Consider the following 23,805-nt stretch of genomic DNA (forward strand, 5'->3'; position numbering starts at 1 on the left):
AGGTTCGTGCCGATATCGTCGCCCTCGGCGCAATGGCTGGAGTGCCATTGCTCGGTGGAGGGAGCATCCCATGTCCGGTCTCGAGGCTCATGCTCGATCGTTCGGTGTCGCTGCCAGTGGGGTGGCAGCTGCGGGCGTGCTGGCAGGTGCAGGTTGGGCGAACGCCACGGTTACATCCAACGGATTACCTTTGAAGCCCATGTCGATCCCGCAACCGGCTCCCGTCGGCACTCAGGCGACTCCTGTCGGCGTCTCCTCGGGCTCGAGCGACGCCCAGTCTCTGGCCTGCCTCGTGCACGCCCTGTCCAGCGGCGCCTGCCGGTAACCCACACCACCCCCAGCGGCGGTAACCGCCCGGCACTTCGTTGAGTGGCACATGACGGAGGGGTTACTAGCGATTCGCCTCAACCGTGTGCCACTCGATGACGACCGCTGCGGGGCGGTTGGTCGGGTAGCAGAAAGGCCCTGGATCGGCGGGGTGCCGATCCAGGGCCTTCGGTGGAGCCGATGACGGGAATCGAACCCGCGCTGTCTGCTTGGGAAGCAGAAGTTCTACCATTGAACTACATCGGCAGAGGCAAAAGTGCCAATCGAGACTGTAGCAGAAGCCGCGCTCAGGGTGGGAAAAGCGCAGCTTGTACCGGTGGCAGAAGTCAGGGCATTGGTCGTCGGCCTTATCGCACTGTTCGCTATGCCCGCCGGTAGTTCGAGGAAGCACTCGCCTCGTCCGGCCGTCTGGTGTCGAGTTCCCGTCGATTGGCCGATGTACCCCGGTCGGCGCGTACCAAGTACCGGTACAAGCTCAGGCAGAGGATGAGCCACAGCGCCCCGAAGCACCAACCGCCGAGGACGTCCGTCGCCCAGTGGACGCCGAGGTAGATCCGCGACAGGCCGACCGCGATGACGAAGAGCGCGGCGGCGATCGCGGTCCAGGCGCGCAGGGCGGGGCCGTGTATGCCGGGGAGCGCGACCGCGAGGACGATGCCGACCACGACGAACGAGCCCATGCTGTGCCCGGAGGGGTACGCCTGGTTGGACACACTGATCAGGTGTTCTTCGAGGGGTGGGCGGTCTCGGTCGGTGAGTTTCTTGCCGCCTCGGACCAGTAGGCCGCCGCCGAGCCCGGTGATCGCGACGAGCGCTGCCGCCGTCCAGCGCCGCCGCCAGGACAGGACCAGGCAGGTGGCGGTGGCCAGGGCGGTCATGGCGAGCGTGCCGCCCAGCAGGCTGATCGCCACCGCTATCGGGGTCAGCGTGCCGTTGCGGTGCGCGACGGCCCAGTCGGTGATGCCGCGATCGAACCCGCCGGGGCCGCGATTGCCGACCACACCTGCCGTGAGGGACGCGGCGCACACCACCAGCAACCCGGTGAGCACCCAGATGGTGTTGCGAATGCGAGGGGAGGTCACCATTCCACGGTGCCATTTCCGGCGCTGGAAGGTAGCTCAGGCGGTTCCCAGCTGGGACGACGTCACAAACGTCGTCTCGGACACCGCTGGCAGGGTGGTGAACGGCCGCCGACTCAGAACTTGCTGTAGCCGCCGTCGATCAGCAGAGTGTCGCCGGTGTGGTACCCGCTGGTGGGGCTGGCGAGGTAGACGGCGACGGATTCGAAATCGCTCGGCAGGCCCCAGCGGCGGACCGGGATCCGCGGGTGGACGCGTTCGCGGAAACGGTCCCAGGCGAAGGCCCCTTCGGTCATCGGCGTCTCGACCCAGCCGGGCAGCACGGAGTTCGCACGGATGCCGTGCTTGGCCAGCTCCACCGCGATCGAGTTGACCATGGCGATCAACCCCGCCTTGCTGGCCGCGTAGGACTGCCCGCGCGGAACTCCCTGGTGGGCGGCGAGGCTGGCGGTGGCGACCAGACTGCCGCCTTCGCCCTGGGCGAGCATCGCCTTCGCCGCTTCACGCAGCGTCACGAACGCGGCGTCGAGATTGAGCGAGGTGACCCGGCGGAATTCCGCGAGATCGGTCTCCACGAACGGGATGAACCCCTGGCTCACACCGGCGTTCACGAAGCAGGAGTCGATGCGGCCGAGTTCGGCGGCCGCGTGGCCGATGGTGTCGATCACCTGCTGCTCCTCGCCGACGTCGCAGCTCAGCGCGAGCACGCGCCCGCCGAACGCGCGCAATTCGGCGGCGGCAGCCTCGTTGCGTTCGGCGTTGCGGCCGACGACGCAGACATCGGCCCCGGCCCGTGCGAGACCCCGGGCGAATCCGAGACCGATGCCGGAGTTGCCTCCGGTGACGACGGCGACGTGGCCGGTCAGGTCGAACAGCGAGCCCTCGGACATGGTTCATCCCTTCGATCGCGGGCGGCGCCGCCCGAATGAATGCGAGGATATCGTTCTCTCCATATCACTGTGCGGCTGAGGAGCCCCGGCGAGCAGGCGCTACGCTCGTCGCGTGCTGCTTTCCGATCGTGACATCCGCGCGGAGATCGCCGCTGGGCGTCTCGGCGTCGAGCCGCTGCTGGAGAACCTGATCCAGCCGTCGAGCATCGACGTGCGCCTGGACCGGATGTTCCGGGTGTTCAACAACACCCGCTACACCCACATCGATCCGGCGCAGCGGCAGGACGAACTCACCAGCCTGGTCGAGCCGGGCGAGGGCGAGCCGTTCGTGCTGCATCCTGGCGAATTCGTGCTCGGCTCCACCCTCGAGGTGTGCACGCTGCCGGATGATCTGGCCGGACGCTTGGAGGGTAAGTCCAGTCTGGGCCGATTGGGTCTGCTGACCCACTCGACCGCCGGCTTCATCGATCCCGGGTTCAGCGGGCACATCACGCTGGAGCTGTCCAACGTGGCGAATCTGCCGATCACGCTGTGGCCCGGCATGAAGATCGGTCAGCTGTGCCTGCTCAGGCTGACCAGCCCGGCCGAGCACCCGTACGGCAGTGCCGTGGCGGGCTCGAAGTACCAGGGCCAGCGCGGACCGACTCCGTCGCGGTCCTACCTGAACTTCCCGATTCCGGCCGCCGCGATCGACGCCGCCGAAGCACGCTGACCGGGGCCGAGTCCGCTTCGTCGACTGTGGGGGAGAAGCGGACCCGGCGGACGGCGGCGGGGAACCGACCGCGGAGGTGATCAGTCCCCGCCGCCCGCTCCCACCGCGAGCGCCGTTGTGAGGATGACGGACAGCGGTGGGAGCGTGTCACCGCGGCTCGGCGGGCTGACCCAGAAGCACCCTTCCCGGGTCCAGCGGCCGAGGCCGGTCGGCAACATCACGGCGCTGCCGACGGCGGGCAGGCCGATATCCAGCCGATTGAGCACCTCGAGCACCTGCGGTCCCGGTCGGCTGTCGGGCTCGGCGAGGAAACTCCATCGGATCTGCCTGGCCAACATGGGACCCCTCGTTCCCTGCTGTTCCAGTGCGGCGCGCACCTTCTCGGCGCGCGCGGTCGGCAGGTGGACGACGCAAACGCGTCCGGTGATCGGCAGCATGGCGAAACCGCCCCGCTCGGTGACCGGCAGTCCGAACTCGTGCCGATAGAACGCCACCCAATCGTCCACGGTCCTGAGTTTCTCGACATTCACGGCGAACTCCTTGCCTTCCGACTCAATGGTCCCGGCCCGCCGCGCGATTCGGCATCGCCCGCTCACCCGCCTTGCGCTGCCCTTCCGCTGCCTTTGATAGGGGCCGTATTTCACCTGTGGCCGCGCTCACAAACCGCTCGTACTCTGGAAGGAGTTCGTTCGGAAGGGATGACACCGTGGTCACGCATTGGTCAGGCAAAGAGGCCCGTGCCCTTCGCGATGCCAAGCGGATGAGCATCAGGGAATTCGCGGCCCATTTGGGTGTGCACGAACGCTTGGTGTCGAAGTGGGAAGCCGGGGGCGTCCGGGTTCATCCACGACCGATCAACCAAGCCGCTCTGGATACCTCACTGGCCAGGTCCGACGATGTGGTGCGGGCGCGATTCGCGGCATTGATCGATCAGCCCGCGATCGATCGAACCGTCCCGCCGGGATTCGATGCGCGTGCCGACGCCTCGGCGCGCGTTCATTATTCGAGCGACGCGGACCTTTTGGCTCTCATAGACGCCGGTGCGATGAGAGGTGCTGCGTTGGCAGCGATTTCGGAGAGGGATCTGATCATGGCGGCTGCCCACGAGGCCAGCGAGCACGCCGGCAAGGCCGAGAGCACCAATGTCGGTGCGAGCACTTTGGACCAGCTCGACGCGGATGTCGTGCGCATCGCGAACGACTACGTGCGCATTCCACCGGTGCCGATGATGGTGGAAATGGTGCGGGTGCGGCGCCGGGTGTATCGGTTGCTGGAAGGCCATCAGCGGCCCGCCGATACCGGTCATCTGTATCTTTTGGCGGGCACACTCTCGGGCCTGCTCGCCAACGCCAGCACCGATCTCGGCTACTACGACGCGGCGGGCGAGCAGGTCCGGGCCGCATGGGCCTACGCGGAGTTGTGCGGGCACAACGGGCTTCGGGCCTGGACCCGCGGCATGCACGCGCTGATCGAGTACTGGTCGCAGCGGCCGCGTCGGGCGGTCCAGCTCGCCCAGAGCGGGCAGGAGTTCGCGGAGTCCGCGACCGCGCAGGTGCGACTGCTCAATATCGAGGCGCGCATCTGGTCGGCACTGGGCAGCGCCGCCGACACCGATCGCTGTGTGCGGGCGGCCGACGACGCGCGCGAGATCGCCGCGACCGACACGCTGCACGACGAGGTGGGCGGCGTCTTCGGGTTCAACGAGGCCAAGGCCAACTACTACGCGGGCGCCACCTACATCCACCTCGGTCAGGCGGAGCCCGCGCTCGGCGCCACCCAACGGGCCATCGAACTCTATTCGAACGGCCCGTCCGAACAGCGTTCCTACGGCGCGGAGGCGCTTGCCAGGGTCGACTGCGCGGCTGCCCACCTGATCAACGGCAGCCTGGACGGCGCGGCCGAGGCGCTGCAGCCGGTGCTCGGCCTCGACGAGGCCAAGCGCATCGCGCAGCTCGAGGAGCGGTTGACCGGTGTGCGCAGGCGGATCGCGGCTCCGGCTTTCCGCGACTCGGTCGAGGCGCGCAGGCTGGACGAGCGGATCGAGGAATTCTGCGGCTCGACGGCGGCCAAAGGGATCCCGCCCGGCGCGGCCCATTGAGTGACGCGTCACACCCGGCGGGGCCGCGGCCGCCGTCGCGGGCGCGGCGGCCCGTGGAGAGCTCGGACAGGCGGTTTATCCAGTTGCGACGGATGGCACCATGGGACGGGTGAGTCCTCAGCATCCGCACCATCCCCCGCGTGTTCTGGAGCAGTCCACGAAGCTGCAGAACGTCGTCTACGAGATCCGTGGACCGGTACACGCGCACGCGGCACGGCTGGAGGCCGAGGGCCACCGCATCCTCAAACTCAATATCGGCAACCCCGCCCCGTTCGGGTTCGAGGCGCCCGACGTGATCATGCGCGACATCATCGCGGCGCTGCCGTACGCCCAGGGCTACTCCGAATCCAAAGGCATCCTCTCCGCGCGGCGCGCGATTGTGACCCGCTACGAACTCGTGCCCGGCTTCCCCGAGCTGGACGTGGACGGCGTCTATCTCGGCAACGGCGTCTCCGAGCTGATCACCATCACCATGCAGGCCCTGCTGGACAACGGCGACGAGGTGCTGATCCCGGCGCCGGACTACCCGCTGTGGACCGCCATGACCAGCCTGGCGGGCGGCACGCCGGTGCACTACCTGTGTGACGAGGCCAACGGCTGGCAGCCCGATATCGCCGACATCGAATCGAAGATCACCGACAAGACCAAAGCGCTGCTGGTGATCAACCCGAACAACCCCACCGGCGCGGTGTACTCCGCCGAAGTGCTCCAGCAGATCGCCGACCTGGCTCGCAAGCATCAGTTGTTGCTGCTCGCCGACGAGATCTACGACAAGATCCTCTACGACGACGCCAAGCACATCTCGCTGGCCACCGTGGCGCCCGACCTGCTGTGCCTGACCTTCAACGGGCTGTCCAAGGCCTACCGGGTCGCGGGTTACCGGTCGGGTTGGTTGGCGATCACGGGCCCGAAGGAGCACGCGGCCGGGTTCCTGGAGGGCATCGACCTGCTCGCCTCCTCGCGGTTGTGTCCGAACGTGCCCGCGCAGCACGCGATTCAGGTCGCGCTCGGCGGTCATCAGAGCATCGAGGACCTGATCCTGCCCGGCGGGCGGCTGCTCGAACAGCGCGACGTCGCCTGGGAGCGGTTGAACATGATCCCCGGCGTGTCGTGTGTGAAGCCGAAGGGCGCGCTCTACGCGTTCCCGAAGTTGGATCCGAATGTGTACGAGATCCACGACGACTCCAAGCTGATCCTGGATCTGCTGCTGCAGGAGAAGATCCTGATGGTGCAGGGCACCGGCTTCAACTGGCCGCACCACGACCACCTGCGGATCGTCACACTGCCCTGGGCCCGGGATCTCGCGGTCGCGATCGAACGCTTCGGCAACTTCCTGTCCAGCTATCGCCAGTAGCGGGAAGGTCGGAGCTGGACAATATAATCGCCCCGCTTCTGGCCTGGAAACAAACTCGATGTACGGATACCCGTCGGATTTGGCGACTAGCTAGCGCAAAAGAAGTACTTTTGTGTACAGTGGTCCTCGGCACTCAGAGTGCCCGGTCGGATTGCCTACCCCCCCTGGGCATATCCGGCCTCGGGTTAGGCCGCCTACCCCCCTGGGCCGCCTGCCCTGCGGGCGGCGGAGACATCCCCCTGCTCTCCGCCGCCCCCTCTAACTCCTTTTTTCTCGTGATCGGTTCACATCAACCGCGTCTCCGCTGTGTTAGGTAACCGCCGCGACGGTCTTGAAAATGAAATCCTTTAGGCTCGCTCCGGGCGCAAACACATCGGACAGAGGAGCGCGGTGAGCGACCACCACCATCACCACGATCATTCGGGACCGATCGCGATCGGCGCGACCGCGGCGCGCGTGGTCGTCGGGCTGCTCACCGCCATCGGGATCGTCGTCGTCATCGGCGCGATCGCGCTGTGGCCGAGCAAGCAGCACATCGATATCCCGCTGCCGATGCAGAACGCGGGCGGCGGCGCGGTACAGACCGAGGCGGGCACCGTGGTGCTGCAGGACATCGGGCCGTGCGGCAGCTCTTCACTGGGCAAGGTCTTCGTCGACAAGCCCGAACCGCCGCGCAACAACGCCTACACCTGCCAGCGCAGCCTGATCTCGATCGAATCCGGACCGCACAAGGGCAACCGCACGCTGCTGGAAATCGCACCGGGCCCAGGGCAACCCGACCTGCACGCCGGTGACGAACTGCGGCTGGTCCGCCAGACCGATCCCAGCGGGACGCCGCTGTACTCGTTCGAGGACTACTCGCGCGGGCTGCCGCTCACGCTGATCGTGGTGGCTTTCGTCGTGGTGATCATCGCGGTGGCGCGCTGGCGTGGCGTCCGCGCGCTGCTGGGCCTGGTGTTCGCCTTCGCCGTCCTGGTGCTGTTCCTGCTGCCCGCCCTGCTGGACGGCAAACCGGCGATCCCGGTCGCCTTGGTCGCGGGCGCCCTGATCCTGTACGCGGTGCTGTATCTGGCGCACGGGGTGAACCTGCGCACCAGTTCGGCGCTGCTCGGCACGCTGACCTCGATGCTGCTCGCCGCCGCGTTGTCCTGGCTCACCATCGAGATGACCCATCTCACCGGCCTTTCCGAAGAACAGAACACGAACGTCGCGACCTACATCGAGCACGTCAGTATCACCGGATTGCTGCTGGCCGGATTCATCATCGGTTCGCTCGGTGTGCTCAACGACGTCACCATCACCCAGGCGTCGGCCGCGTTCGAGCTGGCCGCCATCGACCAGTCGGCCACCCGGCGCGAGGTTTTCGCCGCCGCCATGCGCGTGGGGCGCGACCACATCGCCAGTACCGTCTACACGCTGGTGCTCGCCTACGCCGGTGGGGCGCTGCCGCTGTTGCTGCTGTTCAGCGTGGCGGGGCGGTCCATCCGCGACGTGCTGACCGGTGACGCCGTTGCCATCGAGATCGCGCGCTCGGCGGTCGGCGGTATCGCGCTGGCGCTCTCGGTGCCGTTGACCACCGGCATCGCGGTGTTGCTGGCCCGCCCGTTCACGACCAAGGAACCAACCCCCGCGCCGCGCCCGCGTCGCGCACGGCACGCGAGGGTCTGAACTCCCCCGTTTCCCGTCTCTCCTCAGGAGTTGTGCGGTGTGGCCGCCCGGCTCAGCGCTGCGGCGGCGGAGGGAAAGGGAAGACCTCCGGCGGGATCGTGGGAACCACGATCGGCGGAAGGCCCGGCACCACGATGGTGTTCGGGCCGGGTGTCGGCGGCGCCTCGCTGGTGGTCTGCCGCCGGTTCGGCGGCGGCGCGGCGAGCGACTCGTGCGCGGGCGATTCCGTGGTGCCCGGCGCGACCGCGATCTGCGGGTCCAAGCTGGTCGTGCGCGGTGTGGTGGTGGGCGACAGCGACGGTGATCCTTCGCTGGTGTGCGAATCCCGTTCCAGCACCTGCGGGCCGTAACCGAGGCCGAGCCCGATCGCGGCGACCACGGCCAGCGCGCTGACGGTCAGCACCGCACCGCTGATCTCACGCTTGCCGCGCTGGGTGGGAGCCGACAACCATGCCGGTGACAGCTCGTCGTCCAGCGTGGCGCCCACCGTTGACGATTCCTTACGGACCGGTCTGGCCAGCAGCGCTGCGCCGCGAGCCATCACGGTCTCCGGGCTGTCCGGCACGATGACGGGCACGCCCATCCAGCGTTCGAGCACCTTGGCCACCAACGGGATCCGGGCGCAACCGCCGATGGCGAGCACGCCGTGCACCGGGCGGTCCGAGCGCACGATCACGTCGCGCGCCATGCGCGCGGACGACTCGATGGCCAGCATGATCAGCGATTCGAAGTTCTCCTGCGCGAGCAGCACCAAACCCTGCTCGCTCGGCAACGCCACCGCGGTGTTGGTGGTGAGCTGCTCTTTGGCCTCGCGGCACAGCGCGTCCAGCGCGGCCAGGCCCGCGGCGTTCGGCGGGTGCGCGATCCGCCCCGAGGCGATCTGCTGCTCCCGGATCAACGAGTCGAGATAGTCGCCGCTGATGTCGCTGGTGCGCTCGCTGTGCCGGACCTCACGGGTCTGGGTGTCGACCACGCTCACCGTCAGGCCCGAGCTGCCCAGGTCGTAGACGACCAGCGAGGAGATGCCCCGGATATCGCCGGTGGCCTGCGCGAACTCGAGTGCGGCCGCGATCTCGGGCACGAGTTCGTAATTGGTCAGCTGCTGACGCGCCATGGCGGCGCGAATGGCGCGGGCGTGCTGCTCACTGCGGTAGGCGATGGCGGTGGCGCCGATACCAGGCGTGGCCTCCAGGGTGACTCCGATGGCCTCTGCCGCCAACTCTTCCACGCTTTGGTCGACGACCGGAATGGTCTGCAGATCGAAGGAATGCGGGGAGACATGCCCGTGGGGGTTTCCGGCGTGTGGTCGCGCCATACGGACAGCGCCGGCCCCCACCGAAACTCCCAGTACCGAACTCATCAGCTGCCCATCTCGTTTCACACTTCACGACATGCGAGCCTGCGCCGTCCGTCGGCGGAGACCCGCTGGACGGACCCTACCGTCGGCGATCAGCTGTGCTTAAGGCAGGACTGGTCGTCTGTCTGGCAGTAGCCCGCCTCGCTCCGCAACTCTACGGTGTACCGAGTCCCGCGTACACCCATCCGGCTGCTCTCCAGGTGGCACGATTGAGACAGTTCCGGCCGTCGATGATCGAGCGGGCACGCACCACCCGGTCCAGGTCTTGCGGGCGCAGCGCGGTGAATTCGTCCCACTCGGTGAGCACGAGCACCACGTCGGCGCGTTCGCACGCCTCGGTGACCGAGGTCGCGTAGTTCAGGGTGGGGAACACCCGGCGCGAATTCTCCAGCGCCTTGGGATCGTAGACGGTCACCACGGCGCCGTGCAGCTGGATCATGCCCGCCACGTTCAACGCGGGCGAGTCGCGGACGTCGTCGGATTCCGGTTTGAACGCCGCGCCGAGTACCGCCACGTTGGCCCCGAGCAGTGAGCCGCCGCAGGCGCGGGCGGCCATGTCGACCACCTTGGTCCGCCGGCGCATATTGATGTTGTCCACCTCGCGTAGGAAGGCGACGGCATGGTCGGCGCCGAGTTCGCCGGAGCGGGCCATGAACGCCCGGATGTCCTTCGGCAGACATCCGCCGCCGAAACCCAGTCCGGCGTTGAGGAATCGACGGCCGATGCGCGCGTCGTAGCCGAGGGCGTCGGCCAGCATGGTCACGTCGGCGCCGGTCGCTTCGCAGACCTCCGACACCGCGTTGATGAACGAGATCTTCGTCGCCAGAAAGGCGTTCGCCGAGACCTTCACCAATTCCGCTGTGGCCAGGTCGGTGAGCAGGAACGGGACCTCGGCGGCGATGAGGTCGGCGTAGATCTCGCGCACCAGATCCTCGACCCACCCGGCGGCGGCGCGCTCCCGGTCGACTCCGAGGACCAATCGGTCCGGCCGCAGGGTGTCCTTGACCGCGAGGCCTTCTCGGAGGAATTCCGGATTCCACGCCACCTCGACGTCGGTGGAACTCAGCGCGCGAGCACGGGCTCCCAGCGCGTCCGCCGTGCCGACCGGAACCGTCGACTTGCCGATGATCACCGAGGGACGTTCCAGCAGCGGGGCGAGGGTATCCACCACCGCGTGCACGTATTTTAAGTCGGCGGCGTACTCACCCTTCTTCTGCGGCGTGCCCACACCGAGGAAATGCACATCGGCGTGCGCGGCCGCCTCGGCGTAGGAGGTGGTGAACCGCAGTCGGCCGGCATCGAGGTTGCGACGAAGCACATCCTCCAGGCCCGGTTCGTAGAACGGCACCACTCCGTCGGACAGCTTCGCGACCTTGCCCGGGTCCACGTCCACTCCGATGACGTCGTGCCCGAGTTCGGCCATGCACGCCGCGTGCGTGGCCCCGAGATACCCGGTTCCGAAGACTGTGCATCGCATGATCGATTGGTAAGCCCCGCCGATGGCCACGCCACGTCAGCGAGGCAAGGGTCCGGGCAACAGCAGGTGTACATGCGGCGACATCGCTGATCCGGACGCCGTGACCTGGCGTGATGCTCGCGCGGCACCCGGCTAGCATCGGCCTGTGCGACGTCGTCGGTTGGCCTGGACCGGGCTCTGTGCCGGTCTGGTGGTGGTGGTCGCCGCGGTGGCGCTGTGGCCGGTCTACGTGCGTCCGCGGATCGATCCGCCCGCGCGGGCGGACGCCGTTCTCGTGCTCGGCGGTGCGCACGACGGACGCGAACAGCTGGGCCTGCGCTTGGCGCGTGAGGGATTCGCGCCACGAGTGGTGTTCTCCAATCCCTATGAGAACAGCGCCATGCTGAACCGCATCTGTCACGGCGGCTACAGCTTCGAGGTGCAGTGCTTCGACCCGTCTCCCCGCACCACCCGCGGCGAGGGCCGCGAACTCGCCCGCCTCGCCCGCGCCCACAATTGGCACCGGGTCATCGTCGTCACCTTCACCCCCCACATCTCTCGAGCCCGCTACGTCTTGCAGAGGTGCTGGGACGGAGAACTCCTCTTCGCCGACCCCGAACCCACCCTCTCCATCCCCCGCTGGGCCTACGACTACGTCTACCAATCGGTGGGCTACCTGAAGGCCTTCTTCGAGGACTGCTGAAGCACTCGGGAGTGCCGGTCGCACCAGGTGGAGGATGTGCGGGCATATGACTTCAGTTTGACTCGGTGAAAGAGACAGCCGTACATTCTGTCGCGTGGTGGCGGGATGGTCGCCATGGAAGCAACGGTGCACACCCTCCGGGAGGGCAGATGGATTACGACTGGTCAGCGGAGGATCTGGCGTTTCGGGACGAGGTTCGCGGATTCCTCGAAGCGAAGCTGACGCCGGAGTTGCGGCGGGCCGGGCGCTTGGCGACGAGCGTGTATCCCGACCACGAGGCGAGCACGGAATGGCAGCGCATCCTGCACGAGCGCGGCTGGGCGGCGCCCGCCTGGCCGGTGGAACACGGCGGATGCGACTGGAGCCTGACCCAGCACTACATCTTCCAGCGGGAATCGGCGCTGGCCGGCGCACCCGCGCTGTCGCCGATGGGCATCAGGATGGTGGCCCCGGCCATCATCGCGTTCGGCACCCCGGAACAAAAGGCGTTCTATCTGCCGCGCATCCTCACCGGCGAGGTCTTCTTCTGCCAGGGCTACTCCGAGCCCGAGGCCGGATCGGACCTGGCCGCGCTGGCCATGGCCGCCGTCGACGACGGCGAGGACTTCGTATGCACCGGCAGCAAGATCTGGACCACCCACGCCACCGAGGCGAACTGGATCTTCTGCCTCGTGCGCACCTCGCGCACGGGCAAGAAACAACAGGGCATCACGTTCCTGCTCATCGACATGACCGCGCCGGGCATCGAGATCCGGCCGCTGGTGATGACCTCGGGCGAGCAGGTGCAGAACCAGGTCTTCTTCGACAACGTGCGAGTGCCGAAGACCAATGTGCTCGGCCGGATCGATGACGGGTGGACCGTCGCGAAGTACCTGCTGGTGCACGAGCGGGGCGGAGCGGCCGCGCCGTGGCTGCAGGTCATGGCCCAGGACATCGCCGCCGAAGCGGCGCGGCAGCCCGGCCCGGACGGCAACCCGCTGATCGACGACCGCGCGTTCGCGGCGAAGCTGGCGGACTTGCGGATCCGCACCGAGGTGCTCGAAATTCTGGAATACCGCACGATTTCCGCGATGGCGCAGGGGAAGAACCCGGGCCCGGCGTCCTCCATCCTGAAGATCCTCGGCACCGAACTCAGCCAGAAGCTCACCGAGCTGGCGCTGGAGGCCGCGGGTCCGCGCGGTCGCGTCTACCAGCCGCACGCCACCAAGCCGGGTGGCCCGATCGCCCAGTTCACGCCGCCCGCCGACGGCTACCGCAGCGGCGCGGACTGGCAGGCCGTCGCGCCGCTGAAGTACTTCAACGACCGAGCGGGCTCGATCTACGCGGGCAGCAACGAGATTCAGCGAAACATCCTCGCCAAAGCAGCATTGGGGCTCTGATGGACTTCACGCTTACCGACGAGCAGGAAATGCTCCGCTCCGCGATCGCCGGATATCTCGGCGCCCGCTACGACCTGGAGAAGAGCCGTGCGGCGGCGAAATCGGAGACGGGCTGGCAGCCCGCGATCTGGCGCGGTTTCGCCGACGAACTGGGCATCCTCGGCGCGACCCTGCCCGAGCGGGTGGACGGCACCGGCGGAGGCCCCGTCGAACTCATGGTCATAGCCGAGGAACTCGGCCGTGCACTGGTGGTCGAGCCGTTCGTGGACACGGTCGTGCTCGGCGCCGGTCTGCTCGAGCGTTCCGGTGGCGAGCAGGCCGACGCCCTGCTGCGCCGGATCGTGTCCGGTGACGCGCGCATCGCGTTCGCCGCGCTGGAACCGTCATCGGGACACGCTTTGCACGACGTGTCGACCACCGCCCGCCGCGACGGCGACACCTGGGTGCTCGACGGCGCGAAGACCGTGGTGACCAGCGCACCGCTGGCCACCGACCTGGTGATCACCGCGCGCACATCCGGCGAACGGCGCGACAAGGCAGGTATCTCGCTGTTCCGGCTCGAATTCGACGCGAGCGCTCCGCCCGCCGGAGTCGAGGTGCACGCCTACCGCACCATCGACGACCGGACCGCCGCCGATCTCGTGTTCACCGGCTTGTGTCTGCCCTCCGACGCGCTGCTCGGCACGGAGTCCGACGGCTGGACGGTCATCGAGCCGACCATCGCGGAAGCGACCGCGGCGATCTGCGCCGAGGCGGTCGGCTGCATGCGCAAAGTGCTCGCCGACACCATCGACTACGCCAAGCAGCGCGAGCAGTTCGGCCAGCCGATCGGCAGCTTCCAGGTACTGCAACATCGCATGGTCGACATGTACATCGAACTCGAGCAGGCCATCGCGGCGGTCCATCTGGTCGTCCATTCCCTGCGCGCCTCCGCAGGCGACCGGGCCCGCGCCGTCTCGGCGGCGAAGGTCACCGTCGCCAGGGCGGCGCGGTTCATCGGGCAGAACGCCGTGCAACTGCACGGCGCGATGGGCATGACCGAAGAGCTGGCCATCGGCCACTACTTCAAGCGGCTCACCGTGATCGAGCACGAATTCGGCTCTACCGACGAACATCTCGCTCGCTACGCGGCACTGACCAGGCCGTAGTTCGAGTCTCCGGCCGGGGCTCGCAGCCTCGGCCGGACCGGTCGGGCGGGTTCTGGGCCGCTTTCACCGCTGTGGCTTGCTCCTAGCGTCTACCTGCTCCTGATATGACTCGGCCGGGTCCGTTCGCGGACCCGGCCGATGTCGGTATGGAGTTGTTGTGGGCTCAGCTCTTGCGGCCCGGCGCCTTCGCACCGGCCTTGAAGCCGAGACCGCCGGGCTTGGCGCTGGGCGGCGCGACTTCGGGTGCGCCGTTGCCGCTCGCACCGTTGGTCTGCTCCGGTTCGGCAGCGGGTTCGGGCTTTGCCGCAGGGGCTTCCGCGGCGGGGGCCTGCTGCACCGGAGCTGGCTCGGTGGGAGCCGCATCCTTCGGGGCCGGTGCCGGGGTTGCCTTGCCGGGGGCCTTGGGGCCGGGCCGCTTGAAGCCCGACTTCATGGCCAGACCCTTGGCGGGCACCGTGGGCTTGGTCTCGGTCGGCGCGGCTGCGGTCGTGGCTTCGGCCGGTTCCGTAGCCGTCTCGACGGCCGTTGCCTCGGCTGCCGGGGCCTTCGCGCCGGGAGCCTTGGCCGCGCCCTTCATGGTGAGACCACCACCGGGCGCCTTCGCGCCGCCCTTCATGCCCAATCCCTTGGCCGGCTTGGCCGCGGGGGCTTCGGTCGCGGGAGCCTCGGCCGGGGCTTCGGCGGCGGGCGCCGCGGCGGCCTTGGCACCGGGTGCCTTGGCTCCGCCCTTCATCCCCAGACCACCGGGCGCCTTCGCGGGGCCCTTCATGGCCAGACCCTTGACCGGAGCGGCAGGCGCCGACGTGGCCTCGGCCTCCGCCGTTTCCGCGGCGGGGGCCTTGGCGCCGGGCGCCTTGGCCGCACCCTTCATGCCGAGTCCGCCACCGGGTGCCTTGGCTGGGCCCTTCATGGCGAGACCGCCGCCACCGGGCGCTTTCGCCGGGCCCTTCATGGCCAGACCGCCGCCGGTCGGCGCGGCCTTGGCGGGAGCTTCGGCGGCCGGGGCGGGTTCGGGCTCCGGCTCCGGTTCGGGCTCCGCCTCGGGCGCCTTCGGCTCCTGGATGACGGTCAGGTTCTCGGTCAGCACCGCGGGCTCGACGCGCTCGATGGCGTCCAGCATCAGCTGGGCGACGTCCACCACCTCGACGCCTTCGCCCTCACCCTTCTCCTGGCGGGCGGTGACGCCGTCGGTCAGCATCACGCGGCAGAACGGGCAGCCGGTCGCGATCTTCGCGGGCGAGGTGGTCAGCGCCTCGTCCACGCGGTCGATGTTGACGCGCTTGCCGAGCTGCTCCTCCATCCACATCCGCGCGCCACCGGCGCCACAGCACATGGATCGCTCGCCGTGCCGGGGCATCTCGACCAGGTTGGAGCCGGACGCGGCCATCAGCTCACGCGGCGCGTTGTAGATCTTGTTGTGCCGACCCAGGTAGCAAGGGTCGTGGTAGGTGACGTTCTGCGACACCGAGGCCACCGGGACCAGCTGCTTCTGCCGCACCAGGCGGTTGAGCAGCTGAGTGTGGTGCACGACCTCGTAGTTGCCGCCGACCTGCGGGTACTCGTTGTTCAGCGCGTTGAAGCAGTGCGCACAGGTGACGACGATCTTCTTCTTGCGATCCTCGACGCCCTCGAACACCGAGTTCAGCAGCTCGATGTTCTGCTGGGCCAGCTGCTGGAACAGGAACTCGTTACCCGCGCGGCGAGCGGAGTCGCCGGTGCAGGTCTCCTCCGCGCCGAGCACCATGAATTTCACGCCCGCGGTGGCCAGCAGTTCGGCGACCGCCTTGGTGGTCTTCTTGGCGCGGTCCTCGTAGGCGCCCGCGCAGCCGACCCAGAACAGGTACTCGTAGCCGTCGAAGCTGTCGGCGTCCTGGCCGAAGACCGGGATCTGGAAATCGAGCTCGTTGATCCAGTTGAGCCGGTCCTTGGCGTTCTGGCCCCAGGGGTTGCCCTTGTTCTCCAGGTTCTTGAACAGGCCCGCGAGCTCGGACGGGAACTCGGACTCGATCAGCACCTGGTAGCGGCGCATGTCGATGATGTGGTCGACGTGCTCGATGTCCACCGGGCACTGCTCGACGCACGCGCCGCAGGTGGTGCAGCTCCACAGCACCTCGGGATCGATGATGCCGCCCACGTCCTCGCCGCCGACCAGCGGCCGCTCGGCCTCGGCCTTGGCGGCCTTCGAGATCTTGGCGAGCTTCGCTTCGTTCGGGTTGCCCTCGGCGTCGACCAGGCCGACCTCGTCGCCACCCATGTCCTTGCGGCCACCGGCCAGCAGGTAGGGGGCCTTGGCGTACCCGTGGTCGCGCAGCGACATGATCAGCAGCTTCGGCGACAGCGGCTTGCCGGTGTTCCAGGCGGGGCACTGCGACTGGCAGCGACCGCACTCGGTGCAGGTGGTGAAGTCCAGCCAGCCCTTCCAGGAGAAGTCCTCGATCCGGCCCGCGCCGAAGGTGTCGGTGTCGGGGTCGGCGGTCTCCATGTCGACCGGCTTGCCCTTCGACATCATCGGCTTGGCCGCGCCCAGCGCGACGCCGCCGTCGTCCTCACGCTTGAAGTAGATGTTGAAGAACGCGGAGAACCGGTGCCAGGCCACGCCCCAGGTGACGTTGCGGCCGACGTAGTACAGGAACGCCATGCCGGACATCAGCTTCACGAAAGCGAACAGCGCCACCATCGTGGTGTTCGCGGGCAGCAGCTTCGCCACCTGCATGGTGAAGAAGTCGGTGGCCGGGTCGGAGTGGCCGTAGGCGGCGATCTTGCCCGCCTTCACGAAGATCATGCCGAGGCCCTCGAGCAGCACGATCGCCTCGATGACGTAGGCCGGGCCGAACTTGGAACCGCTGAACCGGGAAAGGCGCTCCGGCAGACGCGGGTGGTTGAGCTGCCGCAGGATGATCAGCGTGAGGATGCCGACCACGGTGCCGATGCCCAGGATCTCGTCCCACAGGTGGTAGATCGCCAGGTTGCCGATGATCGGCCAGTGGAACGCGGGGTCGAACGTCTGCCCGTACGCCTCGAACCACAGCATGGCTCCGCCGATGAAGCCGATCATCACCAGCCAGTGCGCCCAGCCGACGGTGCGGAATTTGTTCATCCGCGTGTGCGCGATGAACTCCACGAGCATCTGCTTGAAGCGCGGAAAGAAGGGCCGCCAACGGTCCGGCGCGGGCTGTCCGATCATGATGGCGCGCGCGATATTGCGGACGCCGCCGATGAACGACGCCCAACACAGGAGGCTGAGCGCCGCCCCAATCGTGCCCAGCGTCACTGTCAGGGCATTCATGTGCGACCTTTCTTTAGAGGCACAACGAGCGCGGCTGGTTCTGCTACCGCCTCGGTTGGCTCGTATCCTAACCGGCAGCAAGTTACCCGTCAGTAACAACCACGTCCATCGTACGATCGGGCTTTTGGGCTATAGCCCCATATGCTGGGGCTTGACCCTCTATTTACCTGTGATGAATGTCACAGTAAATTGCCCAGATCGCGCTGGCGAGTGGTCGACCACCACCGTAAACGGCGAAGCATTCCGTCCAGTCGGTAAGGATTGGCTTAGTCCCCATGCCTGATAAGGGATCTCGCTTAAAACGCGGCGTTCTATTAGGCTCACGACGTTCTGATTGCCACAACCGTCTTCACACCGCTCGGGGAGGATCCGGAGCCGACCACCCGGATTTGCTGTACAGAGCTCTCGCGTGCTGAAGACCAGCGGTAACGCACGACCTGATGATGGATTGGAAACTGAATTGAAACTCCGCAGAACCACCGCGGCGGCCGCGATGGTCATCGGTGCGATGACCATCGGACTGGGGACCGCCCATGCCGAGCCGGCCGCTGCTACGCCCGACCCGATCCGGTACTCGGTCAAGCTGGTGGAGAAGACCGTCGTGACGACGCTCAAGGGGGGAACATTCGAGCTGGCCAAGTCGTCCGAGGACGTCAAGGAAGACGACGTCTACCGGATCAAGGATTCGCAGGGCAACGCGGTCCTCACACTGCCGATCGCCTTCAAGGTCGCCGACACCGTCGTCCCGGTGAAGCCGATCGTGAAGGAAGACAACACGGTGCTCGAGCTGACGCCTGAGCAGGGTGTCACCGTGCCCAAGGACAAGCCGGCCAACGCGGTCAACGTCGTGGCGCAGCCGATCGCCTCGCCGATCGAGAACCAGCGCGCGCAGAACGAGTTCGCCAGCCAGTTCGGCATCGCGACCGCCGTCGGCGGCTTCCTCGGCACCGCCGTCGGCGTCATCGGCGGTGCGGTGATCGGCTGCATCCTCGGCCTGCCGTTCCTCGGCGTCGGCTGCATCCCGGCCGCGATCGCGGGCGCGGGCATCGGCGGCATCCTCGGCACCGTGGCGGTCGGCGGACCGATGCTCGCTGTCGCGGGTATCGACCTGATCAACACGCTGCAGGCGCCGGAAGGCACCACCAAGTGGGCGGACAAGCCGAGCGAGCCGAAGTAAGCCCTCGGTCTCACCCGCTCGTCGGATTCTCGGCGGCCCGCTCTCCTTTCGGAGGGCGGGCCGCCGGTCGTTTACCCGGTCAGATCCAGCAGGCCGCGGACGACGTTCTCGCCCAGTTCCTCGCCCAGCGTGCCGAACGAGCGCTCCACCATTTCGAACGTCCCGTCCTCGCGGACGACCAGCACCGTGCTCGCCCTGGTCCCGTGCACGGTGTGCGCGACGAACCTGGCCGACAGCGCCCGCTCCATCTCGTACGGGACGCCGGTGCGCGGAAGTTCGTCGTCAGCGGCTTCGGTGCGGTCGGCCAGCACTTCGAAGTAGCGGTCCACCGCACCGGGCTCGGTGCGCACGACCTCGCGCAGTCCGCGCACACCCGCCCGGATCTTGGGCCAGATGGGCTGTGGAGCGATCAGATCGGTTTCCGCCAGGCTCGGACCAGCCGACGTGACGAACGTGCCGTTGGAGAGCCCGTGGAAACCCGCGGCGAGTTCGCGCGGTTCCGCGGCGCTGCGATTGGAGTGCCACCACAGCGTGCGCAGGTCGGAGACCACCAAGTTGTAGCCGTTGTAGTCGTCGGGTCCCGCGGCGACGTCGAGCACGTACTTCTCCGGCCCGGGGAACTCGCCCGCCGGACCGCGGTCGGACGCGCCGCGCAGGAAATCCATCAGCAGCGCGCCACGGGAACGGGCATCGAGACGTTGATCGGCGGGATTTCGCACGTTCGTGACGGCCGCGAAGCGATTGTCGGCGTGCGGATGGGTGCTCAGGCCGAGCCAGGTGCCGGGCGGTTCGCCCTCGGCCCGGCCGATCGCCCCGGTGTCGCGTCCGGCGAGCAGCCCGGGCGCTTCCGGCCACCAACGCATGGACTCGGTCGGCCGGGTATAGAACTCGTCCCGGTTGGCGGCCACGATCAACCGGTATTCCGGGTGCGCGCGCCAGCCGATCAACACCAAACACATGCGGTCCAGGATGCCGGACCGCTACCGCATGCCATGCGGCGTTTCCCCCTGCGGGCCGCGTAAGGGCAGTGGAAAGCCCCTGAGACGGCGAAAGGCCGACAGCTCGACGCTGCCGGCCTTTCGCGCGTTCCCGCGGTCAGTTGGTGCGGACGCGCAGTCCCGGGTTGTCGGAGAGCACCACGTGCACCGGCTGCGCGAACAGCTGCGGCACGTTACCGGTGAGCGCGCCGATCAGGTTCGGGATCTCGCAGATCGGGTAGTCGGCCACCGACGACGCGCTGGAGATGCCGAGCGCCAACCGGCCGGTCACGATCGGGCCGCCGCTGTCGCCGGGCAGCGCGCAGATGTTGGCCGAGAAGCTCTGGGTGAGTTCCCGGTCGCCGACCTGCACGGTCTGGTCGACGGCGTTGACCACGCCGCAGCTGAAGCCGGTGCGCGCACCGGACTTGCACACCGGAGCGCCGACCACCGGGGTCGCCACGCCGTCGACCGGAATCGGAGCCGCGCCGGGCGCACGAACGCCGTTGTTGGCGAAGCGGTCCTTGGCCTGGTCGTTGATCCGGATGATCGAGTAGTCCTGCTCGCCGAGCACCGACTTCTGGAAGACGCCGAGCTGCGCGCCGAGGCGGTCGCCGTTCATCTCGTAGACGCCCGCGGCGTTGCCGCTGCCCGCGGACGGGATGTCCGGATTGCAGTGGCCCGCGGTGATGTTCACCGTGTTGCCGTTGCGGTCGGTGCCGTTGAAGCCGAGCGAGCAGCGCAGCGAGCTGCGTCCGGCGACCGAGGCGTAGCCGTCGCCGCCCGCGAGCGCGCCGCGCGCGTCGCCCGCGATGTCACCGGCCTGGAGAGTGCCCTGCTCGCCCGCCACCGGCGGGGCCATCACGATGACGCGCGCCGGGTCGATGAAGTTCGGCATCGGCAGACCCACCTGGTCCACGCGGACCGCGATCGCGTTGTTCACGGTGTCCACCACCGCGCCGCGCACCAGCGACCGCACCGACTCCGGCTGACCCTCCAGCCAGCGCTCGAACGCGCTCTTCTCGCCACGCAGGGCCGCTTCGCTCTTGGCGACGTTGCGGACCTCGAAACCGGCCGACTCCGCGGCCTTCTTCGCCTCGTCGGCGCCGGGGCCCTGCGCCAGCGCCACGACCGCCTTGCCCGCGTCATCCAGCCAGGAGCCGCCGAACACGGCCGGGTACTGCCGCTGGGCGGTGGTGGCGAACGCGGCGACCTGCTGCGCCAGCTCCGCGCGGTGCAGGTACTCGTCGGGCGAGATCTTCAAATCGCGGGTCACCGCGGCGACCAGCTCGGCGGGCAGACCGGGAGCATGGTCGGGTTGAGCCGTCGCTACTGCCGCCGTGGGCCCGAACAGCAGTATCGCCGCCGAGGCGGCGATCACTGTCTTTCGGATTACGGTCTGTCGCGCAGTCGATCGGGGAGGTCCTATACGTGGCAGGAGCATGAGCAGACTATATGGGGTTTGACGCGGGATGCCTACTCATCTTGTGGTTCCCGACTCGCTCATAGCCCTCCGACCGGGAGTATGCCGATCGCCACACCACGCGGGTGCGCGCTCAGCTCGCGTTCGGCCGGGTGCGCACGCTGATTCCGCTGCCGATTCCGCCGCCGGAGGAGGCGTCGATGTCGGCCAGGATCGCCCGGATCGGGATGCCAAGGGACGCGGTGCCGCCGTACTGCGCGAGCGCGACGTTGGCCTCGTTGCAGTTCGGCGCGTCCGCGGCGTTGGAGCCACTGGTGATGCCCAGCGCCAGCGTGCCGGACACGATCGCGCCGCCGCTGTCGCCGCCGAGCGTGCAGGCCGAGCTGGCGAAGCCGCGCACGGTCTTGCTCTCTCCCTCGGCGGTGTAGAGCTGGGTCTCCACCCGGTCGGCGACGACGAAGCCGCAGGTGAACGTGGACGACTGACCGGACTTGCAGACCGGGGCGCCGGTGATCGGGTCGGCGGTGCCGGTGATCGCCAGCGTGGTGCCGTTGGCGCCGCGCACCGAGGGCTGGTCCATGCCCGCCCGCACCGCGCGCTCGTTCAGCTTGATCACCGAGTAGTCCAGCGCGGACTGTCCGCCCAGCGAGGCGCGCACGAAGGTGCCCAGTTCGGGGCTGGCCGGGATGTCCCGGACGTTCGGCAGGTAGACGCCCGCCTCCTGGTTGCCCTTGCCCAGGTTCGGATCACAGTGGCCCGCACTGATGTTCAGCGCGTTGCCGGAGGCGTCGACGCTGTTGAACCCGAACGAGCACACGTCGACGGCGCGCAGCGACGAGTCCTGGAGCGAACCGGGTGCACTGATGTAGGTGTCGCCGCCCATCGGCCTGCGCTCGACCGGTCCGCCGCTGTTCGGCGACAGGATGACCTTGATGTTGGCCAGGAGCGTCGGCAGGTTGAGCATGTGACCCGCGGGCGTGTTGGCGACGCTGAGCACCAGCTGACTGTTCAGGAAGTCGATGGCCACGGAGTTGATCGCCTGCGAGATCTCGCGCGGCAGGCCGGTGATCCACTGGTTGAGCTGCACCAGCGAGCCTTCCAGGCTGTCCGCAGACACGGGGGCCAGCCGGGTCTGGTATCCGTCGGCCGCGGCGATCTTGGCGGCGTCCAGCGAGGTGACCGCCATGACGGGCTTGCCGTCGGCGCCGATCCAGGCGCCCGCGTAGGAATCCGGCCGCTCCGAACGGAATCCGCGCGCGTAGTCACGCAGCTGCTGGGCGCGCGCGGCGCGGTCCAGGTATTCCGTCGGGGTCATCTTCAGATCCCGCGCGATGGCCTGCACGAGTTCCGGAGGGAGATTGTCCGCGGCCAGCTGCGCCGGTGCTTCGGGTACCGCCGAGGCGGTGGTCGTGCCGAACAAGGGAGCCAGGAGAACGGTCGATGCGATGGCGACAGCTTTGACCGCGGCGCGACGCGCCACCAACTTGCGCATGAAGTCCCTTCGTCGGCACGCACGTGCCAGCTAAATCCGTGGCCACGGGCAGAAACCGTTGGCACACAGTCTTCGTCCAGCAACCGACCGGTGTGTGGAAAATCATCCGACAACCCGGTCAGCGCAACACTCTAAGCCACAAACCCGGGAAGGACGCTACTAATCACCGACTACCCGGTATTCCCATTCCGGGGATGGTCGGGATCTGCGGCAGCTGCTGACCGAACGGATTGGTCGTGGGCGTGGTGGTCCGCGTCGTCGAAGTCCGGGTGGGAGTGGTGGTCGGCGTGGTGGTGGGCGGCGTCGTTGTCGTCGGTTCCGGCGTCGTTGTGGTCGGTTCGGGCGTCGTGGTCTCGGTCACCACCGGTGGCTCGGGCGTCTCGGTGGTGGTGGTCGCCGTGGTGGTCACGACCGGCGGCGGGGCCGGGAGCACCGACGTCGGCTCGGACTTGGCGTCGGGCAGCGGCGGCACCGGCGTCTCGCTGCCGTCGCGCAGCAGCATGGCCACCACGATGCCGCCGAGCACCAGGCCGATCGCCGCGGCGCCCGCGATCACCATCGGCGTGCGTTTCGGTTGCCGCGCTGGAACCGCCGGCTGTGGTTGCTGCTCGACCTGCTTCGTTTCGGTGGCCGCGATCGGCTCGGCGATCGGCATGGCCGCCGAGTACGCCTGCGGCTGCGCCTCGGCGGCGGGCACGGCGGGGATGACGATGGTGTCCACCGTCGAGTTCTCCGCGGTGGACGGGTCCGGCGGGGTGGCCCCTGCCGGAGTGGCGAGCACCGCCGCCAGCGCCCCTCTGGCCGCGTCGTGGGCGAACGATCTTCCGTCGGCTCCGGTTTGGGCGCTGGGCAATTCACCCTCGCTGACCAGCAGCACCGAGCGCAGACCGAGGTAGTCCAGCGCGTCACGCAGCGAACGCACCTGCTCGGCGGGCCAGTCCGCCGGATGCGTCGCGTAGAACTCGGCCGCTCCGCTGAGATGTTCGGCGGCCAGGTTGATCAGGCAGAACAGGGCGGTCGCGACGAGGTCTTCGGCGCGGTACGCCTCACCGTCGTCGACGGGAATACCCGCCGGGTCGCCGACGGCGGCCACGAAGCCGCTGATCGAGTGGGACTCCTCCGTGGGCGGGGGACCGCCCAATTCGGCGTCACCGTCCTCGGACATGTGCAGTACCGACTCCCGGACGATGTACTCCGGCTGCTCGTCACCGTCGGTGACGATGACCGCCGTGCACTCGTCGTCGGCGACGCGCAGGCCAACCCCAGTGGCCATCCTCAC

At 68.2% G+C, this 23,805-nt stretch carries 18 protein-coding genes and 1 tRNA gene; 8 read left to right on the forward strand and 11 right to left on the reverse strand.

The window, feature by feature from the left end:
• Window positions 1-499: 499 nt before the first annotated feature.
• The 3 genes from ACIA5H_RS10365 to ACIA5H_RS10375 all read right to left on the reverse strand — a co-directional run bounded on the left by ACIA5H_RS10365 (window position 500) and on the right by ACIA5H_RS10375 (window position 2,296).
• Window positions 500-573: transfer RNA gene (locus ACIA5H_RS10365), tRNA-Gly, on the reverse strand.
• Window positions 574-689: 116 nt separating this feature from the next.
• Window positions 690-1,409 (reverse strand): phosphatase PAP2 family protein, encoded by a 720-nt coding sequence (locus tag ACIA5H_RS10370; protein WP_364424727.1) that lies wholly within the window; start codon window positions 1,407-1,409, stop codon window positions 690-692.
• A 113-nt stretch (window positions 1,410-1,522) separates the two neighbouring features.
• A complete protein-coding gene (locus ACIA5H_RS10375) occupies window positions 1,523-2,296 on the reverse strand; it encodes an SDR family NAD(P)-dependent oxidoreductase (protein ID WP_397075342.1) in 774 nt (257 codons plus the stop codon).
• 112 nt (window positions 2,297-2,408) lie between these two features.
• On the opposite strand from ACIA5H_RS10375, the gene dcd reads away from it, so the two are divergent.
• Window positions 2,409-3,008 carry a dCTP deaminase gene (dcd, locus tag ACIA5H_RS10380; protein ID WP_355071445.1) on the forward strand — a complete coding sequence of 200 codons (600 nt, stop codon included), beginning with the start codon at window positions 2,409-2,411 and terminating at the stop codon, window positions 3,006-3,008.
• Between the two features lie 80 nt (window positions 3,009-3,088).
• On the opposite strand, the gene ACIA5H_RS10385 is transcribed toward dcd, so the two are convergent.
• Entirely contained in the window at window positions 3,089-3,538 is a 450-nt protein-coding gene (locus tag ACIA5H_RS10385; protein ID WP_063016495.1) for a hypothetical protein, read from the reverse strand.
• A gap of 560 nt (window positions 3,539-4,098) precedes the next feature.
• On the opposite strand from ACIA5H_RS10385, the gene ACIA5H_RS10390 reads away from it, so the two are divergent.
• From ACIA5H_RS10390 to ACIA5H_RS10400, 3 genes are all read left to right on the forward strand, one after another.
• Window positions 4,099-5,106, forward strand: a complete 1,008-nt coding sequence (locus tag ACIA5H_RS10390) for an XRE family transcriptional regulator (RefSeq protein ID WP_355071447.1) — start codon at window positions 4,099-4,101, stop codon at window positions 5,104-5,106.
• A gap of 100 nt (window positions 5,107-5,206) precedes the next feature.
• Window positions 5,207-6,460 carry a pyridoxal phosphate-dependent aminotransferase gene (locus tag ACIA5H_RS10395; RefSeq protein WP_356962893.1) on the forward strand — a complete coding sequence of 418 codons (1,254 nt, stop codon included), beginning with the start codon at window positions 5,207-5,209 and terminating at the stop codon, window positions 6,458-6,460.
• Between the two features lie 390 nt (window positions 6,461-6,850).
• Window positions 6,851-8,128 (forward strand): YibE/F family protein, encoded by a 1,278-nt coding sequence (locus ACIA5H_RS10400; protein ID WP_397075346.1) that lies wholly within the window; start codon window positions 6,851-6,853, stop codon window positions 8,126-8,128.
• A 52-nt stretch (window positions 8,129-8,180) separates the two neighbouring features.
• On the opposite strand, the gene ACIA5H_RS10405 is transcribed toward ACIA5H_RS10400, so the two are convergent.
• Together ACIA5H_RS10405 and ACIA5H_RS10410 are read right to left on the reverse strand one after the other, a co-directional pair.
• Window positions 8,181-9,488, reverse strand: a complete 1,308-nt coding sequence (locus tag ACIA5H_RS10405; RefSeq protein ID WP_397075348.1) for an Hsp70 family protein — start codon at window positions 9,486-9,488, stop codon at window positions 8,181-8,183.
• A gap of 151 nt (window positions 9,489-9,639) precedes the next feature.
• Window positions 9,640-10,962 (reverse strand): UDP-glucose dehydrogenase family protein, encoded by a 1,323-nt coding sequence (locus tag ACIA5H_RS10410; RefSeq protein WP_397075350.1) that lies wholly within the window; start codon window positions 10,960-10,962, stop codon window positions 9,640-9,642.
• A 145-nt stretch (window positions 10,963-11,107) separates the two neighbouring features.
• Between ACIA5H_RS10410 and ACIA5H_RS10415 the strand changes: the two genes are divergently transcribed.
• The 3 genes from ACIA5H_RS10415 to ACIA5H_RS10425 all read left to right on the forward strand — a co-directional run bounded on the left by ACIA5H_RS10415 (window position 11,108) and on the right by ACIA5H_RS10425 (window position 14,171).
• Window positions 11,108-11,644 carry a YdcF family protein gene (locus tag ACIA5H_RS10415; protein ID WP_397075352.1) on the forward strand — a complete coding sequence of 179 codons (537 nt, stop codon included), beginning with the start codon at window positions 11,108-11,110 and terminating at the stop codon, window positions 11,642-11,644.
• Window positions 11,645-11,793: 149 nt separating this feature from the next.
• Window positions 11,794-13,023 (forward strand): acyl-CoA dehydrogenase family protein, encoded by a 1,230-nt coding sequence (locus ACIA5H_RS10420; protein WP_397075354.1) that lies wholly within the window; start codon window positions 11,794-11,796, stop codon window positions 13,021-13,023.
• Complete coding sequence (locus tag ACIA5H_RS10425) at window positions 13,023-14,171, forward strand: acyl-CoA dehydrogenase family protein (RefSeq protein ID WP_379249227.1); 1,149 nt, start codon at window positions 13,023-13,025, stop codon at window positions 14,169-14,171. Before ACIA5H_RS10420 ends, ACIA5H_RS10425 begins: the two co-directional genes overlap by 1 nt.
• Before the next feature lie 163 nt (window positions 14,172-14,334).
• Here ACIA5H_RS10425 and ACIA5H_RS10430 read toward each other — a convergent pair whose 3' ends face one another.
• The gene (locus ACIA5H_RS10430; RefSeq protein WP_397075357.1) at window positions 14,335-17,457 is read right to left on the reverse strand and encodes a (Fe-S)-binding protein; all 3,123 of its coding nucleotides are present in this window, start codon (window positions 17,455-17,457) and stop codon (window positions 14,335-14,337) included.
• 460 nt (window positions 17,458-17,917) lie between these two features.
• On the opposite strand from ACIA5H_RS10430, the gene ACIA5H_RS10435 reads away from it, so the two are divergent.
• Window positions 17,918-18,634, forward strand: a complete 717-nt coding sequence (locus tag ACIA5H_RS10435) for a hypothetical protein (RefSeq protein WP_355071465.1) — start codon at window positions 17,918-17,920, stop codon at window positions 18,632-18,634.
• A gap of 71 nt (window positions 18,635-18,705) precedes the next feature.
• On the opposite strand, the gene ACIA5H_RS10440 is transcribed toward ACIA5H_RS10435, so the two are convergent.
• From ACIA5H_RS10440 to ACIA5H_RS10455, 4 genes are all read right to left on the reverse strand, one after another.
• Window positions 18,706-19,593, reverse strand: a complete 888-nt coding sequence (locus ACIA5H_RS10440; protein ID WP_364424709.1) for an NRDE family protein — start codon at window positions 19,591-19,593, stop codon at window positions 18,706-18,708.
• Window positions 19,594-19,729: 136 nt separating this feature from the next.
• Window positions 19,730-21,055 carry a trypsin-like serine protease gene (locus tag ACIA5H_RS10445; RefSeq protein ID WP_379249222.1) on the reverse strand — a complete coding sequence of 442 codons (1,326 nt, stop codon included), beginning with the start codon at window positions 21,053-21,055 and terminating at the stop codon, window positions 19,730-19,732.
• 112 nt (window positions 21,056-21,167) lie between these two features.
• Window positions 21,168-22,526, reverse strand: coding sequence for a S1 family peptidase (locus tag ACIA5H_RS10450; protein WP_397075360.1), 1,359 nt, complete (start codon window positions 22,524-22,526; stop codon window positions 21,168-21,170).
• Between the two features lie 163 nt (window positions 22,527-22,689).
• Complete coding sequence (locus ACIA5H_RS10455) at window positions 22,690-23,799, reverse strand: hypothetical protein (protein ID WP_397075362.1); 1,110 nt, start codon at window positions 23,797-23,799, stop codon at window positions 22,690-22,692.
• Between the last annotated feature and the right edge of the window lie 6 nt (window positions 23,800-23,805).

Origin of the sequence: Nocardia sp. NPDC051900 (assembly GCF_044452545.1) — a bacterium.
Lineage (GTDB): Bacteria > Actinomycetota > Actinomycetes > Mycobacteriales > Mycobacteriaceae > Nocardia > Nocardia sichangensis.